The sequence below is a fragment of the Aeromonas sp. QDB17 genome (genome assembly GCF_027705305.1).
Lineage (GTDB): Bacteria > Pseudomonadota > Gammaproteobacteria > Enterobacterales > Aeromonadaceae > Aeromonas > Aeromonas caviae.
In genome coordinates, this window is the sequence record NZ_JAPDBP010000003.1 from 102267 (window position 1) to 122071 (window position 19805).

The following is a 19805-nucleotide window of genomic DNA, read 5'->3' on the forward strand; positions in this document are numbered from 1 at the left end:
TCAGCCTGACCTTCAGGTTGAAGACCAATGCCACCCTCGGGTGGCATTGTTTTTTGCAGCGCCTGGCAAGATGAGACAGAGGTGACCATGTGCGATGACATGGAAGAGGACGCGCTGGAGGCGTCACTGCGGCAGACGGTTCGCGCCCAGTACCACTTTCGCGCCAGCGAACAGGGGCTGCTGGCCTGGGATGTGCGCCGCTTGATCCGGCTGAGCCGCAACCTGCCGGTGCAGGCGGTGGCACTCGGCGAGATTGCCGAGCTTGACCGCGACCACTGGTACGGCCATGGCGACGCCACGCCCACGGTGCGCAGCGTGGTGGCGCACTGCCAGCTCATGATGGCGGCGGATCTCGCCTATCCCATCCTGCTCGACAGCGCCGGTCGGGTGATGGATGGCATGCACCGGGTAGGCAAGGCGCTGATGCTGGGCCACAGCCATGTGGCTGCTCGCCGGTTCGCGGCGGATCCTGCCCCCGATTACCAGGATTGCGACCCCGAGGCGTTGCCCTATGACGACTGAGTCCTGTCCGAAGGTCTGGCTGGTTGTCCCTTGTTTTCATGGGCTTTTACCGGTTCTGGATGGCCGTGTTACACTGGCCGGCCTAGCGCCAGCCCCCGGGGCCCGCGCCCATTTTCATCCACGCCGGAGGTCAGATGCATTGCCCTTTCTGTAGTGCCGTTGATACCAAGGTGATCGATTCCCGTCTGGTGGCCGAGGGCCATCAGGTGCGCCGCCGTCGCGAATGCCTGCTCTGTCACGAGCGTTTTACCACCTTCGAAATGGCCGAACTGGTCATGCCCCGCGTCATCAAGTCCAACGGCTCCCGCGAGCCCTTCAACGAAGACAAACTGCGGGCCGGCATTCTGCGGGCGCTGGAGAAGCGGCCGGTGAGCATGGAGGCCATCGAGAAGGCAGTCAACCACATCAAGTCCCGCCTGCGGGCCACCGGCGAGCGGGAGGTGGCCTCCCAATTGGTGGGCAATCTGGTGATGGATGAGCTCAAGAGCCTGGACAAGGTGGCCTACATCCGCTTTGCCTCCGTCTACCGCAGCTTTGAAGACATTCGCGAATTCGGGGAAGAGATCGCCAAGCTGGAGAAGTAACGCCGGCCTGTCGCTCCCTATGTGAATAAGAGAGGGGCTGCCGTTGCGGCAGCGCCAGTTGTTACACCAGTGAGACATCTAGATAGCGCATCGTTGCACTGGTGAAAAAGTATGAGGGCGTGCGGCCGCATCCTGCGATGTGTGTGCCCGTCGCCATGGCGTCAGATGCCATGGCCGATCTGCCCGAGAAGGCGTGCGGCAAGCGCGTACACCCTATTTTCTTGTCCCATCGGATGGCCGTGCCACGGGGGACAGGTTGCTGGACACAGGAGCCCGGATGTTTAGTCAAGACGATTACCAATGGATGAGCCGGGCCCTCGAACTGGCCCGGCGCGGCCGTTACACCACGGCTCCCAACCCCTGCGTCGGCGCCGTGCTGGTGAAGGCCGGCGTGGTGGTGGGGGAGGGCTGGCACAAGCGGGCCGGTGAGCCCCATGCCGAGGTCTATGCTCTGCACGCGGCAGGGGAAGAGGCCCGCGGTGCCACCGCCTATGTGACCCTGGAGCCCTGCTCCCATCATGGTCGCACGCCCCCCTGCGCAGAGGCGCTCATCAAGGCCGGGGTGACCCGGGTGGTCGCCGCCATGGTGGATCCCAATCCCCAGGTGGGCGGGCGTGGCCTGCGGATGCTCTCCGAGGCGGGGATCAAGACCGATTTCGGCCTGCTGGCCGCAGAAGCCGAGGCCCTCAACCCCGGTTTCTTCAAGCGGATGCGCACCGCGTTTCCGCTGGTGACGGTCAAGCTGGGGGCGAGCCTGGATGGTCGCACCGCCATGGCGAGCGGTGAGAGCCAGTGGATCACCTCTTCGGAGGCGCGCCGGGACGTGCAGCGGCTGCGGGCACGTCACGATGCGGTGCTCTCCAGCGCCGAAACCGTGCTGGCGGATGGCGCCTCCCTCACCGTGCGCTGGGACGAGCTGCCCCCCTCGGTCAAGGCGGTCTATCCCAAAGAGACCCTGCGCCAGCCGCTGCGGGTCATCGTGGATTCGCAAAACCGGCTCACCCCGGATCTGCCCCTGTTCCAGAGCGAGAGCCCGGTACTGCTGGCCCGCCACAAGGCATCCGGTGAGTGGCCCGCCTGGGTGCAGCAGCTGGAGGTGCCGCTGCTGGATGGCAAGCTGGATCTGGTCAGCCTCTTCATGCTGCTGGCCAAACAGAACGTCAACTCGGTACTGGTGGAGGCGGGGCCACGGCTGTGCGGTGCCCTGCTGGAGAAGGGGCTGGTGGACGAGCTGGTGCTCTATCAGGCGCCCAAACTGATGGGGGATGAGGGACGTGGCCTGTTCCATCTGCCGGGGCTGACCCGGCTGTTCCAGGCCCCCAAACTCAACCTCAAGGATGTGCGCATGCTTGGCCAGGATATTCGCATCACTGCGAAAATAGCCTGATTTTTCAATGTTCACGGGGGCATCCGTCGCCCCCGTCATCAGCAAGGTGATCTGCATGTTTACCGGAATTATCGAAGCGGTGGGAACCCTGGCCGAGCTGCGTCGCCAGGGGGAGGACATGGCCCTCACCGTGCACGCACCGACCCTGGACTTCAGTGACGTCAAGCTGGGCGACTCCATCGCCACCAACGGCGTCTGCCTCACCGTGGTGGCGCTCGGGGATCACAGCTATACCGCCGACGTCTCCCTGGAAACCCTCTCCCGCACCGGTTTTTCTGCCGCCAAGGTGGGGGATCCGGTCAACCTCGAGAAGGCGTTGATGCCCACTTCCCGCCTCGGCGGCCACCTGGTCTCCGGCCACGTGGACGGCATCGGCGAGGTGAAGAGCAAATCGTCCAGCGGCCGCGCCATCGAATACTGGATCAAGGCGCCGGGGGAGCTCTCCCGCTACATCGCCGAGAAGGGCTCCATTGCAGTGGATGGCATCAGCCTCACCGTCAATGCGGTTCAGGGGGATCTCTTCCGGCTGACCATCGTGCCCCACACCGCCCAGGAGACCACCATCGCCCGCTGGAAACCCGGCTACCGGGTCAACCTCGAGGTGGACCAGATAGCCCGCTATCTGGAGCGGCTGATGACGGGCAAGCGCGAGGAGAGCAGTGCCTCTACCCTGACCCTGGAAAAGCTGGCCCAGTCCGGATTCTTGTGAGCCGTTTTGACGGGAAAACGCGGTTCTGTGATCCCGCGCGGATTGAAACGGGGCCGCGTGCCCCCATCTAGAGCACAATACGCAGTATCAAGTCGAGCCGACTGGCTCAATCCCCAAGCATGTTGATGGAGTAGCCCATGGCGCTGAGCACGACCCAGGAAATCATTGCCGATATCAAGGCTGGCAAGATGGTGATCCTGATGGATGACGAAGACAGGGAGAACGAAGGGGACCTGATCATGGCCGCCTCCTGTGTCCGCCCGGAAGACATCAACTTCATGGCGCGCTACGGTCGTGGCCTCATCTGCCTGACCCTGACCCGGGATCGCTGCAAGCAGCTGGCGCTGCCGCTGATGGTTGATCGCAACAATGCCCAGTTCTCCACCGCCTTCACTGTCTCCATCGAGGCGGCGGAGGGGGTGACCACCGGCATCTCCGCCGCCGACCGCGCCGTCACCGTGCAGGCTGCGGTGGCGCCCCATGCCAAGGCCGCCGATCTGGTGCAGCCCGGCCACATCTTCCCGCTGATGGCGCAGGATGGCGGTGTGCTGACCCGCGCCGGCCACACCGAAGCGGGCTGCGATCTGGCCCGGCTGGCCGGCTTCGAGCCAGCCTCCGTCATCGTCGAGATCCTCAACGAAGACGGCACCATGGCCCGGCGCCCGGATCTCGAGATCTTCGCCGAGCAGCACGGCATCAAGCTCGGCACCATTGCCGACCTTATCGAATACCGCAACCAGCACGAGACCACGGTAGAGAAGGTGGCCGAGTGCAAGTTGCCCACCGAATACGGCGAGTTCGACCTCGTCACCTTCCGCGACACCATCGACAACCAGGTGCACTTCGCCCTGAAGAAAGGGGACGTGAAGGCCGACCAGCCGACCCTGGTACGGGTGCACCTGCACGACGTGCTGAGCGATCTGCTGCTCACCGACCGCCACAGCGCCCGCAGCTGGCCGCTGCCCAAATCCATGGCCCGCATCGCCGACGAGGGCGGGGTGCTGGTGATCCTGGGGGCGGAAGCCCATGGCGCCGAGCTGCTGGCCAGGGTCAAGGGTTTTGAAGCCGCCGACAAGGGGCTGGCGCCGGAAGGGGCCAAGTGGCAGGGCACCTCGCGCCGGGTCGGCGTCGGTTCCCAGATCCTCAAGGCGCTGGGGGTCGGCAAGATGCGCCTGTTGAGCTCTCCCAAGAAGTACCATGCCCTCGGTGGCTTTGGTCTGGAAGTGGTGGAGTACGTCGGCGAGTAAGCGCTGCGTACGGTTGAATTCATCACCATGGCCGCCCGTTGCGGCCATGGTTTTTTGTCGCGGCTCTGTTGTGCTAGAATGCGTGCACTTTTGAGCCCGGCCCCTAATTGATTGCACAGAGACAGGATTTCCAATGAAGATTATCGAAGGAAATATCGCCGCTCCCGAGGCGCGTGTTGCTATTGTCGTTGCCCGTTTCAACAGCTTCATCAATGACAGCCTGGTGAACGGCGCGCTGGACGTGCTGAAGCGTCAAGGTCAGGTCCAGGAGAGCAATCTGACCCTGGTGCGCGTACCGGGGGCCGTCGAAATTCCCCTGGCGGCCAAGAAGCTGGCCAAGAGCGGTCAATACGACGCCATCGTCGCACTCGGCACCGTCATCCGCGGCGGTACCTACCACTTCGAACTGGTAGCGAGCGAGAACGGCAAGGGTCTGGCCCAGGTAATGATGGAATACGACATTCCCGTTGCCTTCGGCGTGCTGACCACCGAAAACATTGAACAAGCCATCGAACGCGCCGGTACCAAGGCGGGTAACAAGGGTGCAGAGGCTGCACTGAGCGCGCTCGAAATGATCAACGTCCTGAAACAACTGGACGTGTAACGAGGAGAAATGCATTGAAACCGTCCGAGCGCCGTAAGGCCCGCCATTGTGCCACTCAGGCCATCTACCAGTGGCAGATGACCCAGGCCAACGTGGGCGACATCGAAGAGCAGTTCAAGATCGATCAGGACACCAAGGGTGTGGACCTGAACTATTTCCGCGATCTGCTGTTCGGGGTTGCGGTCCACTGCAACGAGCTGGACAAGGTGTTCGCGCCTTTCCTCTCCCGTCCGCTGGAAGAAGTGGACATGGTGGACAAGGCGATCCTGCGTCTGGCGACCTACGAGCTGACCCGTCGTGAAGATGTGCCGCCGCGCGTGGTGATCAACGAAGCGATCGAGCTGGCCAAAGCTTTCGCCGCCGATGACAGCCACAAGTTTGTCAACGGCGTCCTGGACAAGGTGATCAAGACGCTGCCCAAGCGCTGATCCTGCTGTCCGTCAGCAATTAAGAGAGGAGCCAGCTTATTGCTGGCTTTTTACTGTATGGGTGAATTTGAGCTGATTGAGAAGTACTTCAAGGTCCCCCACGCCCGCAAGGACGTGGTGATGGGCCCTGGAGATGACTGTGCCCTGCTGACCCTGCCCCCCGACGCCCAGTTGGCGGTGAGCACGGACACCCTGGTGAGCGGCGTGCACTTCTTCCCCGACATGGATCCGGTGGATCTCGGCTACAAGGCGCTGGCGGTCAATCTCTCCGATCTGGCCGCCATGGGGGCCGAGCCGCGCTGGGTCTCCCTGGCCCTGACCCTGCCCGCCATCAACGAGCGCTGGGTCGCCGGTTTCGCCGAAGGGTTCCTCGAGCTCGCCGAGTACTACAACGTGGCGCTGGTGGGGGGAGACATGACCCGCGGGCCCCTCTCCATCACCGTCTCGGTGAAAGGATCGGTCCCGGCAGGTCGCGCCCTGATGCGCAGCGGCGCCAAGGCCGGTGACGGGGTCTACGTGACCGGTACCCTGGGAGATGCCGCCCTGGCGCTCTCCCACCTGCTGGGCAAGCGCACCCTCAACGAGAACCAGCTGGCGGCCGTGCTGCCACGCCTCGACCATCCTCATCCCCGCATCCTGGCCGGTCAGGCCCTGCGCGGGCTGGCCAGCAGCGCCCTGGATCTCTCCGACGGCCTGGCCTCCGATCTCGGCCACATCCTCAAGGCGTCCGGCGTGCGGGCCCAGATCGATCTCAACCTGCTGCCCCTCTCCCCCGTGTTGCAGGATGCGGTGCCGGCCATGGATGCCTGGCAACTGGCCCTGGCCGGGGGCGACGACTACGAGCTCTGCTTCACCGTGCCCCAGGAGCATCACGGTGCCCTGGACACGGCACTGGCCAATTGTGGCGTGAAGTTCACCCGCATCGGTCGCATCCTGGCCGGGGAGCCTGGCATCGACTACCTGCAGGACGAACAACCCGTCGAACTGCACCTCAAGGGCTGGGATCACTTCGCATGATGTCTTTCAAGATAAAGCCCGAACTGACGCGGCTGAACCTTAAAAACCCGCTCCACTTTCTGGCGGTGGGGTTTGGCTCCGGCCTCTCCCCCAAGGCGCCGGGCACCATGGGGACCCTGGCAGCCATCCCGCTCTATCTCTTGGTGAGCGGGCTGCCGACCTCTTGGTTCATCACCCTGCTGGTGGTGGGTTTCGTGGCGGGCATCCGCATCTGCCAGAGCGCCACCGACGCCATCGGGATGCCGGATCACGGGGCTATCGTCTGGGACGAGGTCATCGGATTCGGGGTCACCATGATTGCGGCCCCGGCTGGCTGGGAGTGGGTGCTGGCGGGCTTCGTGCTGTTTCGCCTGTTCGACGTGCTCAAGCCCTGGCCCATCTCCTGGTTCGATCGCCGCATTCACGGCGGGCTTGGCATCATGCTGGACGATCTCATCGCCGGCCTGTTCGCCCTGGCCTGCATGCAACTGCTTGCCCACTGGTGAGGGGAGGCGGCTCCCGAACGCCCTCTCGCTGTTTTTTCACTCCTCTCCTCTTGCAAAGAGGTCGGACACACCGCACACGCAGGCCCTGAGGGGCCTGCGTTTTTTTGTATGCAATCCCTCCCGGCTTGCCGTGCCGGCGGGCCTGTGGCCCAGGTTGATCCTTCTGCATTGTCCCTATTTAGCTCTGCCTATTTTTCCTTACTCCGGATATGCTGCCGTCAAAAAATCATTTCACATAAATATTCACTACTCATTCGAGGCTGGTCAGCATAATGCTGATAGTGAATAAGATGGTTTGTTGCTATTTTGTTGAAACATAATTGGTTGATGGTCTCGCATTGCCAGCGTAATCTCTGGTAATGTGACTTTTATCGACATTTTAACCCCAGGGTGCCGGCATTCTCTGGGCAAAGTATTGCGAAATTGTATAACTGGATCATTTACACCCGCGGGCAAACCGACTAACTTACTCGCGGGTTATTCCAAAAAAATGCAAAAAACCCGCCCGGATCGCTGGTTTGGCTGCCTCATGGATTGAGCGTTAATTACACAACAACGGCTCTCGAGCAGTACCAAGGCACAACCAGCATCTGCGGCTGATTTACGGACGAATTATTTGGGACGGATGTCCCCCGCAGAGGTAACCATGTCCTTGCTTGAAGTCAAAAACTTGCGGATCGAGTACCCCTCCCGCTACGGGGTGCTTGCCGCGGTCAAGGATCTCTCTTTTTCTGTTGAAAAGGGCGAGATCGTCGGCGTCGTCGGTGAGTCCGGCGCTGGCAAATCCACTATCGGCAACGCCGTCATCGATCTGTTGAGCCCGCCCGGTCGCATCGCCCGTGGTGACATCTACCTCAACGGCGAGCTCATCTCCGGGAAGAGCCAGAACGAGATGCGGGCCATTCGCGGCTCGCGCATCGGTTTCATCTTCCAGGATCCCATGACCTCCCTCAACCCGCTGTTCACCGTGGAGCAGCAGCTGGTGGAGACCATCCTCGCCAACACCGACCTGTCCCGCGAGGCGGCCTTTGCCAAGGCCCTCGAGCTGATGGGGGCGGTGGGGATCCCGAACCCGGACGTGCGCATCAAGCAGTATCCTCACCAGTTCTCCGGTGGCATGCGCCAGCGGGTGGTGATCGCCATCGCCCTCTCCGGGGATCCCGAGCTCATCATCGCCGATGAGCCGACCACGGCGCTGGACGTCTCCATCCAGGATCAGATCCTCCAGCTCATCCGCAACCTGTGCAAAGAGCGCCAGGTAGGCTGCATGCTGGTGACCCATGACATGGGGGTGGTCTCCAACGTCACCGACAAGGTGGCGGTGATGTACCGCGGCGATCTGGTGGAGTTCGGCACCACGGAACAGGTACTGGGCCGCCCCAATCACCCCTATACCCGCAGCCTCATCTCGGCGGTTCCCCGCTCGGATGTGAAGCTGGTGCGCTTCCCCCTGGTCTCCTATATCGAGGATGCCGGTGCGGCGGATACCAGCATCGATCTCAAAACCCACTGGCTCGGCCAGAGTCAGGACGAGCGCACCTATGAAGGCGCGCTGCTGCGGGTGGAGAACGTGGATCTGAAGTTCGTCACCAAGGATTCCATCTTCCCGAGCCGCCGCCAGTACGTGCGGGCCTGCAACAACATCAGCTTCGAGATCTTCGAGGGTGAGACCTTCGGTCTGGTGGGGGAGTCGGGCTCCGGCAAATCCACCATCGCCCGTGCCATCACCGGGCTCTATCCGCCCGATACCGGCAAGATTGTCTTCGAGGGTATCGATCTCACCGCCCTGAAAGGGGAGCACGAGCGTCGCCCCCTGCGCCGCCAGATGCAGATGGTGTTCCAGAACCCGTACTCTTCGATGAACCCGCGCATGAAGGTGCGTGACATCATCGCCGAGCCGATCCGCTTCCACCGCCTCGCCGAGAGCGAGCGGCAGATAGAGCAGATCGTCGGGGACCTGCTGGATCACGTGGGCCTGGGCCGCGGCGCCGGGGTCAAGTATCCCCACGAGTTCTCCGGTGGTCAGCGCCAGCGCATCTCCATTGCCCGCGCCCTGGCGACCCGCCCGCGCTTCCTCATCTGCGACGAGCCCACCTCGGCGCTGGATGTCTCGGTGCAGGCCCAGATCCTCAACCTGCTCAAAGACTTGCAACAGGAGCTTGGGCTCACCATGCTGTTCATCAGTCACGATCTGCCGGTCATCCGCCAGATGTGCGACCGCATCGGTGTGATGCAGCACGGTCATCTGGTGGAAGTGGCCGAGACCGAGAAACTGTTCACCAATGCCGAGCATGAGTACAGCCGCAAGCTGATCTCCCTCATGCCGGAATTCAAGGGAATGTCCCGCGAGGGGCTGGAAATCGCAAGCTAGGAAAGCACCGGTTCGCCGGTTTGTCTGTCAATAAAAAGCCAAAAGCATGGAGAAAGACATGAAGAAAGGATTATCCAAGATCGCCATGGCGCTGTTCGCCGCTGGTCTCGCGTTCAACGTTTCTGCTGCCGACATCAAGGTCGCCGTCGCGTCCGACGCCACCTCGCTGGACCCGCAGGAGCAGCTCTCCGGTCAGACCCTGGAGATGTCTCACCTGGTGTTCGACCCCCTGATGCGTTACACCCAGGATCTGCAGTTCGAGCCGCGTCTGGCCGAGAAGTATGAGCGCATCGACGACAAGACCGTCCGTTTCCACCTGCGCAAGGGTGTGAAGTTCCACTCCGGCAACGACTTCACCGCCGATGACGTGGTATGGACCGTCAACCGTCTGAAGGCCTCCCCGGACTTCAAGGCGATCTTCGACCCCATCGCCGAAGCCAAGAAGGTGGATGATTTCACCGTGGATCTCGTCACCGCCAAGCCGTTCCCGCTGGTGCTGCAGACCGTCACCTACATCTTCCCGATGGACTCCAAGTTCTATAGCGGCAAGACAGAGGCGGGCAAGGACAAGGCCGAGATCGTGAAGAACGGTGACTCCTTCGCCTCTACCAATGTCTCCGGTACCGGTCCGTTCAGCGTCAAGTTCCGCGAGCAGGGCGTGAAGCTGGAATACGTGCGCAACGCCAACTACTGGGACAAGGCCTCCAAGGGCAACGTCGAAAACCTGACCGTGGTACCGATCAAGGAAGACGCCACCCGTGTTGCAGCCCTGCTGGGCGGCGACGTGGACATGATCTACCCGGTTGCCCCGAACGATCTGGAGCGCGTGAAGAACGGCAAGGATTCCCAGCTGGTCACCCTGTCCGGTACCCGTGCCATCATCATCGAGCTGAACCAGAACACCAACCCGGCGCTGAAAGACAAGCGCGTGCGCCAGGCGATCAACTACGCCATCAACCAGGTGGGCATCGTCGACAAGATCAACAAGGGCTTCGGTACCCCGGCCGGCCAGCTGAGCCCGAAAGGCTACGCAGGCTACAACGAGGCGCTCAAGCCCCAGTATGATCTGGCCAAGGCCAAGGAGCTGATGAAGGAAGCCGGTTACGAGAAGGGCTTCAAGATGAGCTTCATCTCCCCGGCTGCCCGCTACGTCAACGACGTCAAGATTGCCCAGGCCGTCTCCGCCATGCTGTCCAAGATCAACATCAAGGTGGATCTGAAGACCATGCCGGTGGCCCAGTACTGGCCGGAGTTTGACAAGTGCGCCGCTGACATGCAGCTGATAGGCTGGCACTCCGACACCGAAGACAGTGCGAACTTCTTCGAGTTCCTGACCTTCACCAAGGATGCCAAGACCGGCATGGGTCAGTACAACTGCGGCGGTTATGCCAACGCGGAAGCTGACAAGATGGTGATGGAAGCCAACACCGAGACCGATCCTGCCAAGCGTGCCGCCATCCTGCAGAAGGTGGAAGCCATGCTGATCGACGACGCCGCCTATGTGCCGCTGCACTGGGAAGACCTGGCCTATGGCGCCAAGAAGAACGTCGACATCAAGCCGGTGGTCAACGTGATGAACTTCCCTTATCTGGGTGACCTGGTGGTCAACAAGTAAGCGAAGCGTTTAAGGAAGGACCCGGCGGGGCACCCATGGTTGCCCCGCCATTAACAGAAGCCTGTGCCAAGACACAGGCCACGTAGAAGGACAAGCATGTTTACATTCCTGCTGAAACGGTTCTATCAGGCCGTGATAGTGATGTTCGTCATCAGCCTGGTCGCCTTCTCCATCCAGGACAACCTGGGGGATCCGCTGCGCGAGCTGGTGGGACAATCCGTCTCCGAGTCCGTGCGCCAGGAGCTGCGCGACAAGATGGGACTCAATGATCCCTTCCTCGTGAAATACAGCCGCTTCTTGAAGAACGCGGTACACGGGGATCTGGGCACTTCCTATTTCTTCAAGCGACCAGCCCTCGAGGTTATCCTCGACAAGCTGGTGGCTACCCTTGAGCTGGTGTTTGCCGCCGCGCTCATCATCGTCGTGGTCTCCATTCCGCTGGGGGTTTATTCGGCGATAAGACCGCGCAGCATCCTCACCAAGGTCATCATGGCGGTGAGCAGCATCGGCATCTCGATCCCGGTCTTCCTGACCGCCATCATGCTGATGTACCTCTTCTCCATCCAGTTGGGCTGGCTGCCGGCCTATGGCCGTGGCGAGACCTACAACCTGCTGGGCTGGGAGTCGGGCTTCTTCACCTGGGACGGTATCCTGCACCTGGTGCTGCCTGCGGTCTCCCTCTCCTCCATCATGCTGCCGCTGTTCATCCGGCTGGTGCGCTCGGAGATGCTGGAGCAGCTCTCCTCCGAGTACGTCAAGTTTGCCCGTGCCAAGGGGCTGGACAACAACAAGGTCTACTACCAGCACGCCCTGAAGAACACCATGCTGCCGGTCATCACGGTGGGCGGTGTGCAGATCGGGACCATGGTGGCCTACACCATCCTGACCGAAAGTGTGTTCCAGTGGCCGGGGACCGGCTTCCTCTTCCTTGAGGCGATCCACCGGGTCGATACGCCGCTGATCACCGCCTACGTCATCTTCGTCGGCCTCATTTTCGTGGTGACCAATACCCTGGTCGACCTGCTCTACGGGTTGATCAACCCGACCGTCAACCTGACCGCCAAGGGGTAACAGATGACTAACGCTGTAACTGCAAGCCCAAGCCGTTGGGCACGCTTCAAAAATTCCGACATCGTCTACTACTTCCTGCGGGACAAGGTAGCCATGTTCAGCTTTGCGGTGTTTGTGGTCTTCGTGCTGGCGGCCCTGCTGGCACCTTGGATCGCACCGCACAACGTCTATGACCAGACCAGCTTCGATCTGATGGATGCGGAGCTGCCCCCCTCCTGGCTGGAAGGGGGCGAGGCCCGCTTCTGGCTCGGGACCGACAACCAGGGACGCGACATCTGGAGCACCATCCTCTATGGCGCCCGCATCTCGCTGACCATTGGTCTGTTCGCGGTGGGGCTGCAGCTGGTGCTCGGTATCGTCATCGGTCTGATGGCCGGTTACTTTGGTGGTCGCATCGACAACCTGCTGATGCGCTTTGCCGATGTGCAGCTGTCGTTCTCCACCATGATGGTGGCGATCATCATCTCCGCCATCTTCCAGGCGACCTTTGGCTCCGAGTTCTACTCGAAGTTCGCCATCCTGATGCTGGTGGTGATCATCGGTATCGCCGAGTGGCCCCAGTATGCCCGGACGGTGCGCGCCTCCGTGCTGGCGGAGAAGAAGAAGGAGTATGTGGAAGCGGCTCAGGTGATGGGGTTCCGCGCCCCGCGCATCATGTTCCGCCACATTCTGCCGAACTGCCTGTCCCCCATCCTGGTCATCTCCACCGTGCAGGTGGCGAACGCCATCATGAGCGAGGCGGCCCTCTCCTTCCTGGGTCTGGGGATGCCGGTTGATCAACCGTCCCTGGGGTCGCTCATCAGCGTGGGTTTCAACTACATCTTCTCTGGCTCCTGGTGGATCACCGCCTTCCCGGGTCTCTGCCTGGTGGTGCTGGTGCTGGTGATCAACCTGCTGGGTGACTGGCTGCGGGATGTGTTCAACCCGAAGATCTACAAGGGCTGATAAACCTCTCCACGAACTGGCTGCGAGGCCGTGATCAAGGTTCATGTGCTGCTCGCTTATGTGGAATCAAGGAGTGCTCATGTATGTCTCGGTTCCTGAGCGGCTTGTAACCTTGTTGACGGCCTTCTCGCGACAGTATCTGAACAGGGTTGGTCTGGCACAGTGAATAACAAAAAAGGGCGCCATCAGGCGCCCTTTTTTGTTGCTTGCGATAACCCTTGTCAGGCCTGCAGCCAGCTCTCGATGCGGGTCTGAATGCCCACGCTGTCCAGCCCCAGCAGGGCGTAGATCTCATCCTGGGTGCCCTGCTCGATGAAGCGGTCCGGCAGGCCGAGGTTGAGCACCGGTTTGCACTGCTTGCAGCCCATCAGCAGCTCGTTCACCGCAGAGCCTGCACCGCCCATGACGGCGTTGTCCTCGAGGGTGACGAACTGATCGTGGGAGGCGGCCAGAGAGAGCACCAGCGCCTCGTCCATGGGTTTGACGAAGCGCATGTCCACCAGGGTGGCATCGAGCGCCTCTGCGGCTGCTCTGGCCTGTTGCAGCAGGGTGCCGAACGCCAGGATGGCGGTCCCCTTGCCCTCACGAACGACACGTCCCTTGCCGAGGGGCAGGGCCTGCATCTCGCTCTCGGCCTGGATACCGGTGCCGCTGCCACGAGGGTAGCGCACCGCCGCTGGCCCGTTGCACAGATAGCCGGTGTAGAGCATCTGACGGCACTCGTTCTCGTCGGACGGGGTCATCACCACCATGTTGGGCACGGTGCGCAGGAAGCTGATGTCGAACGCCCCCTGATGGGTCGGGCCGTCGGCCCCCACCAGACCGGCCCGGTCGATGGCGAACAGCACCGGCAGGTTCTGCAGCGCCACGTCGTGGATCAGCTGGTCATAGGCCCGCTGCAGGAAGCTCGAATAGATGGCGACCACGGGTTTCTGGTCGGCGATGGCGAGACCGGCGGCGAAGGTGACCGCATGTTGCTCGGCGATGGCCACATCGAAGTAGCGATCCGGATATTGCTGGCTGAATTTCACCAGACCGGAGCCTTCGCGCATGGCGGGGGTGATACCGACCACGCGCTCGTCCTTGGCGGCGATATCGCACAGCCACTGACCGAAGATGGCGGAGAAGGTGGGTTTGCCACCGGCGCTCTTGGGCAGGGCACAGTCATCCGGGTTGAATTTGGGGACGGCGTGATAACCGATGGGATCTTTTTCCGCCGGCTCGTAGCCCTTGCCCTTCTTGGTCTTGACGTGCAGCAGCTGGGGACCCTTGAGGTTGCGCATGTTGCGCAGGGTTTCGACCAGGGCATGGATGTCGTGACCGTCGATGGGGCCGATGTAGTTGAAGCCGAACTCCTCGAACAGGGTGCCGGGCACCACCATGCCCTTGAGGTGCTCCTCGGCCCGCTTGGCGAGCTCCTTGACCGGCGGCAGACCCGCCAGCACCTTCTTGCCCCCCTCGCGAATCGTGGTGTAGAGCTTGCCGGACATCAGCCTGGCGAGGTGATTGTTCAGGGCTCCCACGTTCTCGGAGATGGACATCTCGTTGTCGTTGAGCACCACCAGCATGTCCTTGTGGACGTCGCCGGCGTGATTGAGGGCCTCGAAGGCCATGCCGGCGGTGATGGCGCCATCACCGATGACCGCGACCACCTTGCGGCCAAGCCCTTCGCTCTCGGCCGCCACCGCCATGCCGAGCGCCGCTCCGATGGAGGTGCTGGAGTGGCCCACGCTGAGCACGTCGTACTCGCTCTCTTCCCGCCAGGGGAAGGGGTGCAGGCCATCTTTCTGGCGAATGGTGTGAATGCGCTCCCGTCGTCCGGTCAGGATCTTGTGGGGATAGGCCTGGTGGCCTACGTCCCACACCAGCCGATCGAAGGGGGTGTTGTAGACATAGTGCAGGGCGACCGTCAGCTCGACGGTGCCAAGGCCGGAGGCGAAGTGGCCGCTGGAGCGGCTCACCGAGCGCAGCAGATACTCGCGCAGCTCGTTGCACACCACGGGCAGCCGCTCGAAGGGGAGGGATCGCAAATCGACCGGCGTGTCCGCGAGGGCCAGGTTGGGGAAATCGCTAATATCAACGCTCATATTGTTACTGTTATCCAGCGTTTAGTGGGTTCGCTCGATGATGTAATCGGCAAACGCTTCCAGAATGTCGGTATTGTAGGGCAAGGATTGCAGGGCTGTTAAGGCCTTGTCATGCAGTTCGCGAGCCAGCTCACGGGCATTGTCGAGTCCGAGCAGGGCCGGATAGGTACTCTTTTCCAGCGCCAGATCCGAGCCTTGCGGCTTGCCCAGGGTGGCGGTATCGCCCGTGATGTCGAGGATGTCGTCCTGCACCTGGAAGGCGAGTCCGATGGCGGCGGCATAGGTTTGCAGGGCGGTGAGGGTGGCGGGTTCCACGTCAGCCTTGCACAGGGCGCCGAGGGTCACGGCGCACTCGATGAGGGCCCCGGTCTTGTGGCGGTGCACCTGCTCCAGCTCGGCGAGGCTGATCCGGCGCCCTTCGGCGTCCAGATCCAGTGCCTGACCGCCGCACATGCCGAGATAGCCGGACGCGCGGGCCAGGGCACTCAGCATCCGCACCCGGTTGGCCATCAATGTATCGGGCATGGGGTGGTCGGCCAGAATGGAAAACGCCAGGGTCTGCAGGGCATCGCCCGCCAGGATGGCTGTGCCTTCATCGAAGGCCTTGTGTACGGTGGGCTGACCACGACGCAGGTCGTCGTCGTCCATGGCGGGCAAGTCGTCGTGCAGGAGGGAGTATGCGTGAATGCACTCCACGGCGGCGGCGGGGCCATCCAGCAGTTCGCTCTTGACCCCCAGCATCTCGCCGACGGCATAGACCAGGAAGGGGCGCACCCGTTTTCCACCGAGCAGCAGGCCGTATTTCATCGCGTCCCGCAAACGTGGCGCCATGGCGGGCAGGGCGTCAAGCTGTGCCGAGAGGCAATCGTCGATGCGGCGCCGATGCAGGCGGGAGAAATCGTCCAGGGTCACTCACTCCTCTCCTTGTTCTGCTCGAAAGGGGACCGCTTGCTCGCTGCCATCGGCCTGGGTCAGGAGGATCTGGATCTTCTGCTCGGCCTGTTCCAGCTTCTGCTGGCCGGCGCGCACCAGATGGATGCCCTGTTCGAATTGTTTGAGTGCCTCCTCGAGGGGGAGCGAGCCCTGTTCGAGTTGATGCACTATGGTTTCCAGCTCTTCCAGGGTGGCATCAAAACTCAGACGGTCGATTTTTTTACTGGCCATGTCCATCCTCGGGGATTGAAAAAAACGGCTCATCTTAACATCGACCGGCCACAGGGGGGAGGCAGAAAAACGCGGCGTCCTCAAACAATCCTGACCATGGCCGATAAGAACGGGCATGCAACCACGCATTGCCGATCGGCGATTGCGGTGTACCGGGCTTGCTGCCGGGGAAGCAATAGCAGAAAATTCAACGCAATATAATTAGACGGCACGTTCGGCGACAGGAGTAGGGATGTGGATTTAGGGAGTCTGATAGGCTTAGTGCTGGGGTTCGGGGTCGTGGTGTACGGCATGTTGCTGGGCGGCCCCATGAGCATGTATGTGGACATGCCATCGGTCTACATCACCATACTGGGGTCCGTGTTCATCTGCATGATGAAGTTCAACCTCGGTCAGTTTCTGATGGCCTTCAAGGTCGCGGGCAAGGCCTTCATGTACAAGGGGGACAAGCTCGACGATCTCATCACCAAGGCGGTGGAACTGGCGGATGCGGCCCGCAAGGGGGGCTTTCTGGCTCTGGAGGCGGCGGAGATCCCCAATACCTTCATGAAGAAGGGCATCGACATGCTGGTGGACGGCCATGATGCCGACGTGGTGCGTGCGGTGATGGAGAAGGACATCGAACTGACGTCCGAGCGTCACGCCACGGCCATCAAGGTGTTCCGCTCCCTGGGGGATCTCGGTCCGGCCATGGGCATGATCGGTACCCTGGTGGGGTTGGTGGCCATGCTGGCCAACATGAGCGACCCCAAATCCATCGGTCCGGCCATGGCGGTGGCCTTGCTGACGACCCTGTATGGCGCCATCGAGGCCAACATGATTGCCATCCCCATCGCGGACAAGCTGGAACTGCGCAGTGGCGAGGAACAGTTGAGCCGCACCCTGATCCTCGACGCCATCATGGGGATCCAGGATGGACAGAACCCGAGGGTGATCCAGGCCATGTTGCAGAACTACCTGAATCAGTCCAAACGCAACAACGGGACCGAATAGGAGCGCGCAGATGGCAAAGTGCAAGTGCCCGCCTCCCGGATTGCCCGGTTACATGGGAACCTTCGCGGATCTCATGTCCCTGCTGATGTGCTTCTTCGTGCTCTTGCTCTCCTTTGCCGAGATGGATGTGCAGAAGTTCAAGCAGATCGCCGGTTCCATGGAGAAGGCGTTCGGGGTGCAGAACATCCTGGAGGTCAAGGATATTCCCAAGGGAACCTCGGTCATCGCCCAGGAGTTTCGTCCTGGTCGCCCCGAGCCGACGCCTATTGACACCATCATGCAGCAGACCATCGACATGACCCAGACCGAGCTGGATTTCCAGCCAGGGGATGCGGACAAGGCGGGTGGACATGACAAGACCGAAGGTCAGCAGAGCGGCGGCGATACCGCCCAGGAGGCCCAGAAGGCGCAGGAACAGTCCAACACCCTGGCCAAGGCACTGGCGGAGCAGATGCAGGCCCAGATCCAGGATGGGGCCATCGAGATAGAGGCGCTGGGTCAGCAGATCATCATTCGCATTCGCGAGAAAGCGGCGTTCCCGGCGGGATCCGCCTTCCTGCAACCCCAGTTCTGGCCGGTGATCCGCAAGGTGGCTGCGCTGCTCAAGGATGTGCCGGGGGAGATCACCGTCTCCGGCCACACCGACAATGTGGCCACCGAGGACGAGTTGTTCCAGTCCAACTGGGAGCTTTCATCCCAGCGGGCGGTGGCGGTGGCCCACCAGATGATCAAGGTGCCCGGTTTTGACGGCAATCGTCTGGTGGTACAAGGGATGGCGGATTCCCAGCCGCTGGTGCCCAACAACAGCCCGGAGAATCGGCGCATGAACCGACGTGTCGAGATCGCCATCATGCAGGGCAAACCGACGGTGTCGGCTCCGCTTGGCGTCTCGGAATCCAAGTAACGCTGGCCCAAAGCGGGATCCCGCTCGCAGGGGCTGACATGGATTTTGTGGCGGCTTCATATTAAGATGCCCCATCCGAACCGACAGCTGCGGCTCTCTTTTGATTGCCGCAGCTTCTCTTTATAAAGCAACCCAGGTTTCGACTATGAATCATACTCCGATGACTGTTCGCGGCGCTGAAAAGCTGCGTCAAGAGCTCGATTATCTCAAGACCGAGCTGCGTCCCCAGATTATCGAAGCGATTGCTGATGCCCGTGAACATGGCGATCTGAAAGAAAATGCCGAATACCATGCCGCCCGCGAGCAGCAGGGTTTCTGTGAAGGCCGCATTCAGGAAATCGAAGGCAAGCTCTCCAATGCCCAGATTATCGATGTCACCAAGATTGCCAACAATGGCCGCGTCATCTTCGGCGCAACCGTGACCCTGCTCAAAAGTGAAACGGAAGAGGAAGTGGTCTACCGCATCGTGGGAGACGACGAGGCGGACATCAAGCAGAACATGATCTCCGTGAACTCCCCCATTGCCCGCGCCCTGATCGGCAAGGAAGTGGATGACGTTGCCATCGTCAAGACGCCGGGTGGCGATGTGGAGTACGAGATCCTGGAAGTTGCCTATCTCTGATTGAACGTCGGGGAAAGAGACAGGGGAGCCGGGCTCCCCTGTTGTCTTTAGTCACCCTGATATGCCTGGACGAAGGCGTCCTGGTGGCGCTGGAAGAGCCAGTCCCGCAACTGTTCCTGATCCTCCTTGCCCAGTCGGAACTGGACGGCCCAGTCATGGTGATGTTGATTGGCATCCACGTGCCTGATGAGGGTGCCTGTCATGGCCAGGGGAGGGAGACCCTCGATGCGAAGGTATCCGCCAAGTGGATCTCCCTTGGCAGAGGAGTCCGGCAAACCGGCCACGATGAGACCGCCAAGGGAGAGGCTGTATACCTCGTACTCCGCGTCTTCGGTGCAGAGCACGGCCTTTTCGTCGAGTCGCCAGGCGCGCAGATGGGGCGAACCCAGCTCGGTAATGGTCGGCGCGGCGATGCGCAGCTCGGTGTGGCCCTCCTCTGCCTGGGTGCAGTGGAGCGGGAAACGCAATTGGTAGCCGGCGATGCGGGCTTCGAGTGTCAGAGGCTTAGCTCGCTGCAACAGGCTTTGGAGAGGAAGGGGCAGGGTGCCGCGCAGGTATTGGCTGGTGGCAATGTCTTCATCGTTTCCCAGGTCCCGCAGCATGGCCAGTTCTTCATCGGTGAGGAGCTGATGCTTGTCCATAGTGGGTGTCCGCGACTATTCATCGCAGGTTAAGGGCCTGACCACTATTTTGGCAAGCGACTTGGGAAGAAGGGAAATGAAGGAAAGAGCGAATGCTCTTTCCTGTTACTTGCGCGGCAACTGGATCTTGGGCTCTTTGGCCTGACGGTAGATGGTCAGTACATGGCCCATGCTCTGTACCTTGATGGAGCCGGTCTCGCGAACGATGGCATCCATCACCAGCTGTTTCATCTCACGATCTTCAGACGCAACCTTAACCTTGATCAGCTCGTGGTGGTTCAGGGCCAGATCGATCTCGGCCAGCACCCCTTCGGTCAGACCGTGTTGTCCCAGCAGGACGACCGGCTTCAGACTGTGGGCCAGGCCCTTGAGGTACTGTTTCTGTTTATTGTTGAGAATCATGGCAATT

General features: G+C 61.4%; 21 protein-coding genes. 16 read left to right on the forward strand and 5 right to left on the reverse strand.

What is annotated here, in order from left to right; translation table 11 throughout:
* Positions 1–87: 87 nt before the first annotated feature.
* The 13 genes from OKC41_RS03860 (at position 88) to OKC41_RS03920 (ending at position 12985) form a co-directional block, all read left to right on the forward strand.
* Positions 88–522, forward strand: a complete 435-nt coding sequence (locus OKC41_RS03860; protein WP_180344902.1) for a hypothetical protein — start codon at positions 88–90, stop codon at positions 520–522.
* 134 nt (positions 523–656) lie between these two features.
* Complete coding sequence (nrdR, locus tag OKC41_RS03865) at positions 657–1106, forward strand: transcriptional regulator NrdR (RefSeq protein WP_010675395.1); 450 nt, start codon at positions 657–659, stop codon at positions 1104–1106.
* 277 nt (positions 1107–1383) lie between these two features.
* Complete coding sequence (gene ribD / locus OKC41_RS03870; protein ID WP_201894370.1) at positions 1384–2493, forward strand: bifunctional diaminohydroxyphosphoribosylaminopyrimidine deaminase/5-amino-6-(5-phosphoribosylamino)uracil reductase RibD; 1110 nt, start codon at positions 1384–1386, stop codon at positions 2491–2493.
* Positions 2494–2548: 55 nt separating this feature from the next.
* On the forward strand, positions 2549–3202 hold the full coding sequence (locus OKC41_RS03875; protein ID WP_039040359.1) for a riboflavin synthase: 654 nt from the start codon (positions 2549–2551) through the stop codon (positions 3200–3202).
* A 137-nt stretch (positions 3203–3339) separates the two neighbouring features.
* On the forward strand, positions 3340–4449 hold the full coding sequence (ribBA, locus tag OKC41_RS03880) for a bifunctional 3,4-dihydroxy-2-butanone-4-phosphate synthase/GTP cyclohydrolase II (RefSeq protein ID WP_039040299.1): 1110 nt from the start codon (positions 3340–3342) through the stop codon (positions 4447–4449).
* A gap of 133 nt (positions 4450–4582) precedes the next feature.
* Positions 4583–5053: a 6,7-dimethyl-8-ribityllumazine synthase gene (ribE, locus tag OKC41_RS03885; protein WP_010675391.1), complete on the forward strand. Its 471-nt coding sequence runs from the start codon at positions 4583–4585 to the stop codon at positions 5051–5053.
* 14 nt (positions 5054–5067) lie between these two features.
* Complete coding sequence (gene nusB / locus OKC41_RS03890) at positions 5068–5481, forward strand: transcription antitermination factor NusB (protein WP_010675390.1); 414 nt, start codon at positions 5068–5070, stop codon at positions 5479–5481.
* A gap of 57 nt (positions 5482–5538) precedes the next feature.
* Positions 5539–6498, forward strand: coding sequence for a thiamine-phosphate kinase (thiL, locus tag OKC41_RS03895; protein WP_039040298.1), 960 nt, complete (start codon positions 5539–5541; stop codon positions 6496–6498).
* A complete protein-coding gene (locus OKC41_RS03900) occupies positions 6495–6983 on the forward strand; it encodes a phosphatidylglycerophosphatase A (RefSeq protein WP_270671757.1) in 489 nt (162 codons plus the stop codon). The genes thiL and OKC41_RS03900 overlap by 4 nt, the downstream gene beginning before the upstream one ends.
* Before the next feature lie 646 nt (positions 6984–7629).
* The gene (locus OKC41_RS03905) at positions 7630–9354 is read left to right on the forward strand and encodes an ABC transporter ATP-binding protein (RefSeq protein ID WP_010675387.1); all 1725 of its coding nucleotides are present in this window, start codon (positions 7630–7632) and stop codon (positions 9352–9354) included.
* A 58-nt stretch (positions 9355–9412) separates the two neighbouring features.
* Positions 9413–10969 carry an ABC transporter substrate-binding protein gene (locus OKC41_RS03910; RefSeq protein WP_010675386.1) on the forward strand — a complete coding sequence of 519 codons (1557 nt, stop codon included), beginning with the start codon at positions 9413–9415 and terminating at the stop codon, positions 10967–10969.
* A 96-nt stretch (positions 10970–11065) separates the two neighbouring features.
* On the forward strand, positions 11066–12040 hold the full coding sequence (locus tag OKC41_RS03915) for an ABC transporter permease (protein WP_039040297.1): 975 nt from the start codon (positions 11066–11068) through the stop codon (positions 12038–12040).
* Positions 12041–12043: 3 nt separating this feature from the next.
* On the forward strand, positions 12044–12985 hold the full coding sequence (locus OKC41_RS03920; RefSeq protein ID WP_029314771.1) for an ABC transporter permease: 942 nt from the start codon (positions 12044–12046) through the stop codon (positions 12983–12985).
* 221 nt (positions 12986–13206) lie between these two features.
* On the opposite strand, the gene dxs is transcribed toward OKC41_RS03920, so the two are convergent.
* The 3 genes from dxs to xseB are packed head-to-tail and all read right to left on the reverse strand — an operon-like array spanning position 13207 to position 16236.
* Complete coding sequence (gene dxs, locus OKC41_RS03925; RefSeq protein WP_042014466.1) at positions 13207–15072, reverse strand: 1-deoxy-D-xylulose-5-phosphate synthase; 1866 nt, start codon at positions 15070–15072, stop codon at positions 13207–13209.
* 21 nt (positions 15073–15093) lie between these two features.
* Positions 15094–15984 carry a (2E,6E)-farnesyl diphosphate synthase gene (gene ispA / locus OKC41_RS03930; RefSeq protein ID WP_041215676.1) on the reverse strand — a complete coding sequence of 297 codons (891 nt, stop codon included), beginning with the start codon at positions 15982–15984 and terminating at the stop codon, positions 15094–15096.
* Entirely contained in the window at positions 15985–16236 is a 252-nt protein-coding gene (gene xseB / locus OKC41_RS03935; RefSeq protein ID WP_010675381.1) for an exodeoxyribonuclease VII small subunit, read from the reverse strand.
* Positions 16237–16470: 234 nt separating this feature from the next.
* Here xseB and pomA point away from each other — a divergent pair, with 234 nt between their 5' ends.
* The 3 genes from pomA to greA all read left to right on the forward strand — a co-directional run bounded on the left by pomA (position 16471) and on the right by greA (position 18755).
* Complete coding sequence (gene pomA, locus OKC41_RS03940; protein WP_029314770.1) at positions 16471–17229, forward strand: flagellar motor protein PomA; 759 nt, start codon at positions 16471–16473, stop codon at positions 17227–17229.
* 10 nt (positions 17230–17239) lie between these two features.
* The gene (locus OKC41_RS03945; protein ID WP_042878323.1) at positions 17240–18133 is read left to right on the forward strand and encodes a flagellar motor protein MotB; all 894 of its coding nucleotides are present in this window, start codon (positions 17240–17242) and stop codon (positions 18131–18133) included.
* A 145-nt stretch (positions 18134–18278) separates the two neighbouring features.
* The gene (gene greA / locus OKC41_RS03950; RefSeq protein ID WP_010675378.1) at positions 18279–18755 is read left to right on the forward strand and encodes a transcription elongation factor GreA; all 477 of its coding nucleotides are present in this window, start codon (positions 18279–18281) and stop codon (positions 18753–18755) included.
* A gap of 47 nt (positions 18756–18802) precedes the next feature.
* On the opposite strand, the gene OKC41_RS03955 is transcribed toward greA, so the two are convergent.
* Positions 18803–19396, reverse strand: coding sequence for a PilZ domain-containing protein (locus OKC41_RS03955; protein WP_201894369.1), 594 nt, complete (start codon positions 19394–19396; stop codon positions 18803–18805).
* Between the two features lie 105 nt (positions 19397–19501).
* Positions 19502–19798: a ribosome assembly RNA-binding protein YhbY gene (yhbY, locus tag OKC41_RS03960; RefSeq protein WP_041215674.1), complete on the reverse strand. Its 297-nt coding sequence runs from the start codon at positions 19796–19798 to the stop codon at positions 19502–19504.
* Between the last annotated feature and the right edge of the window lie 7 nt (positions 19799–19805).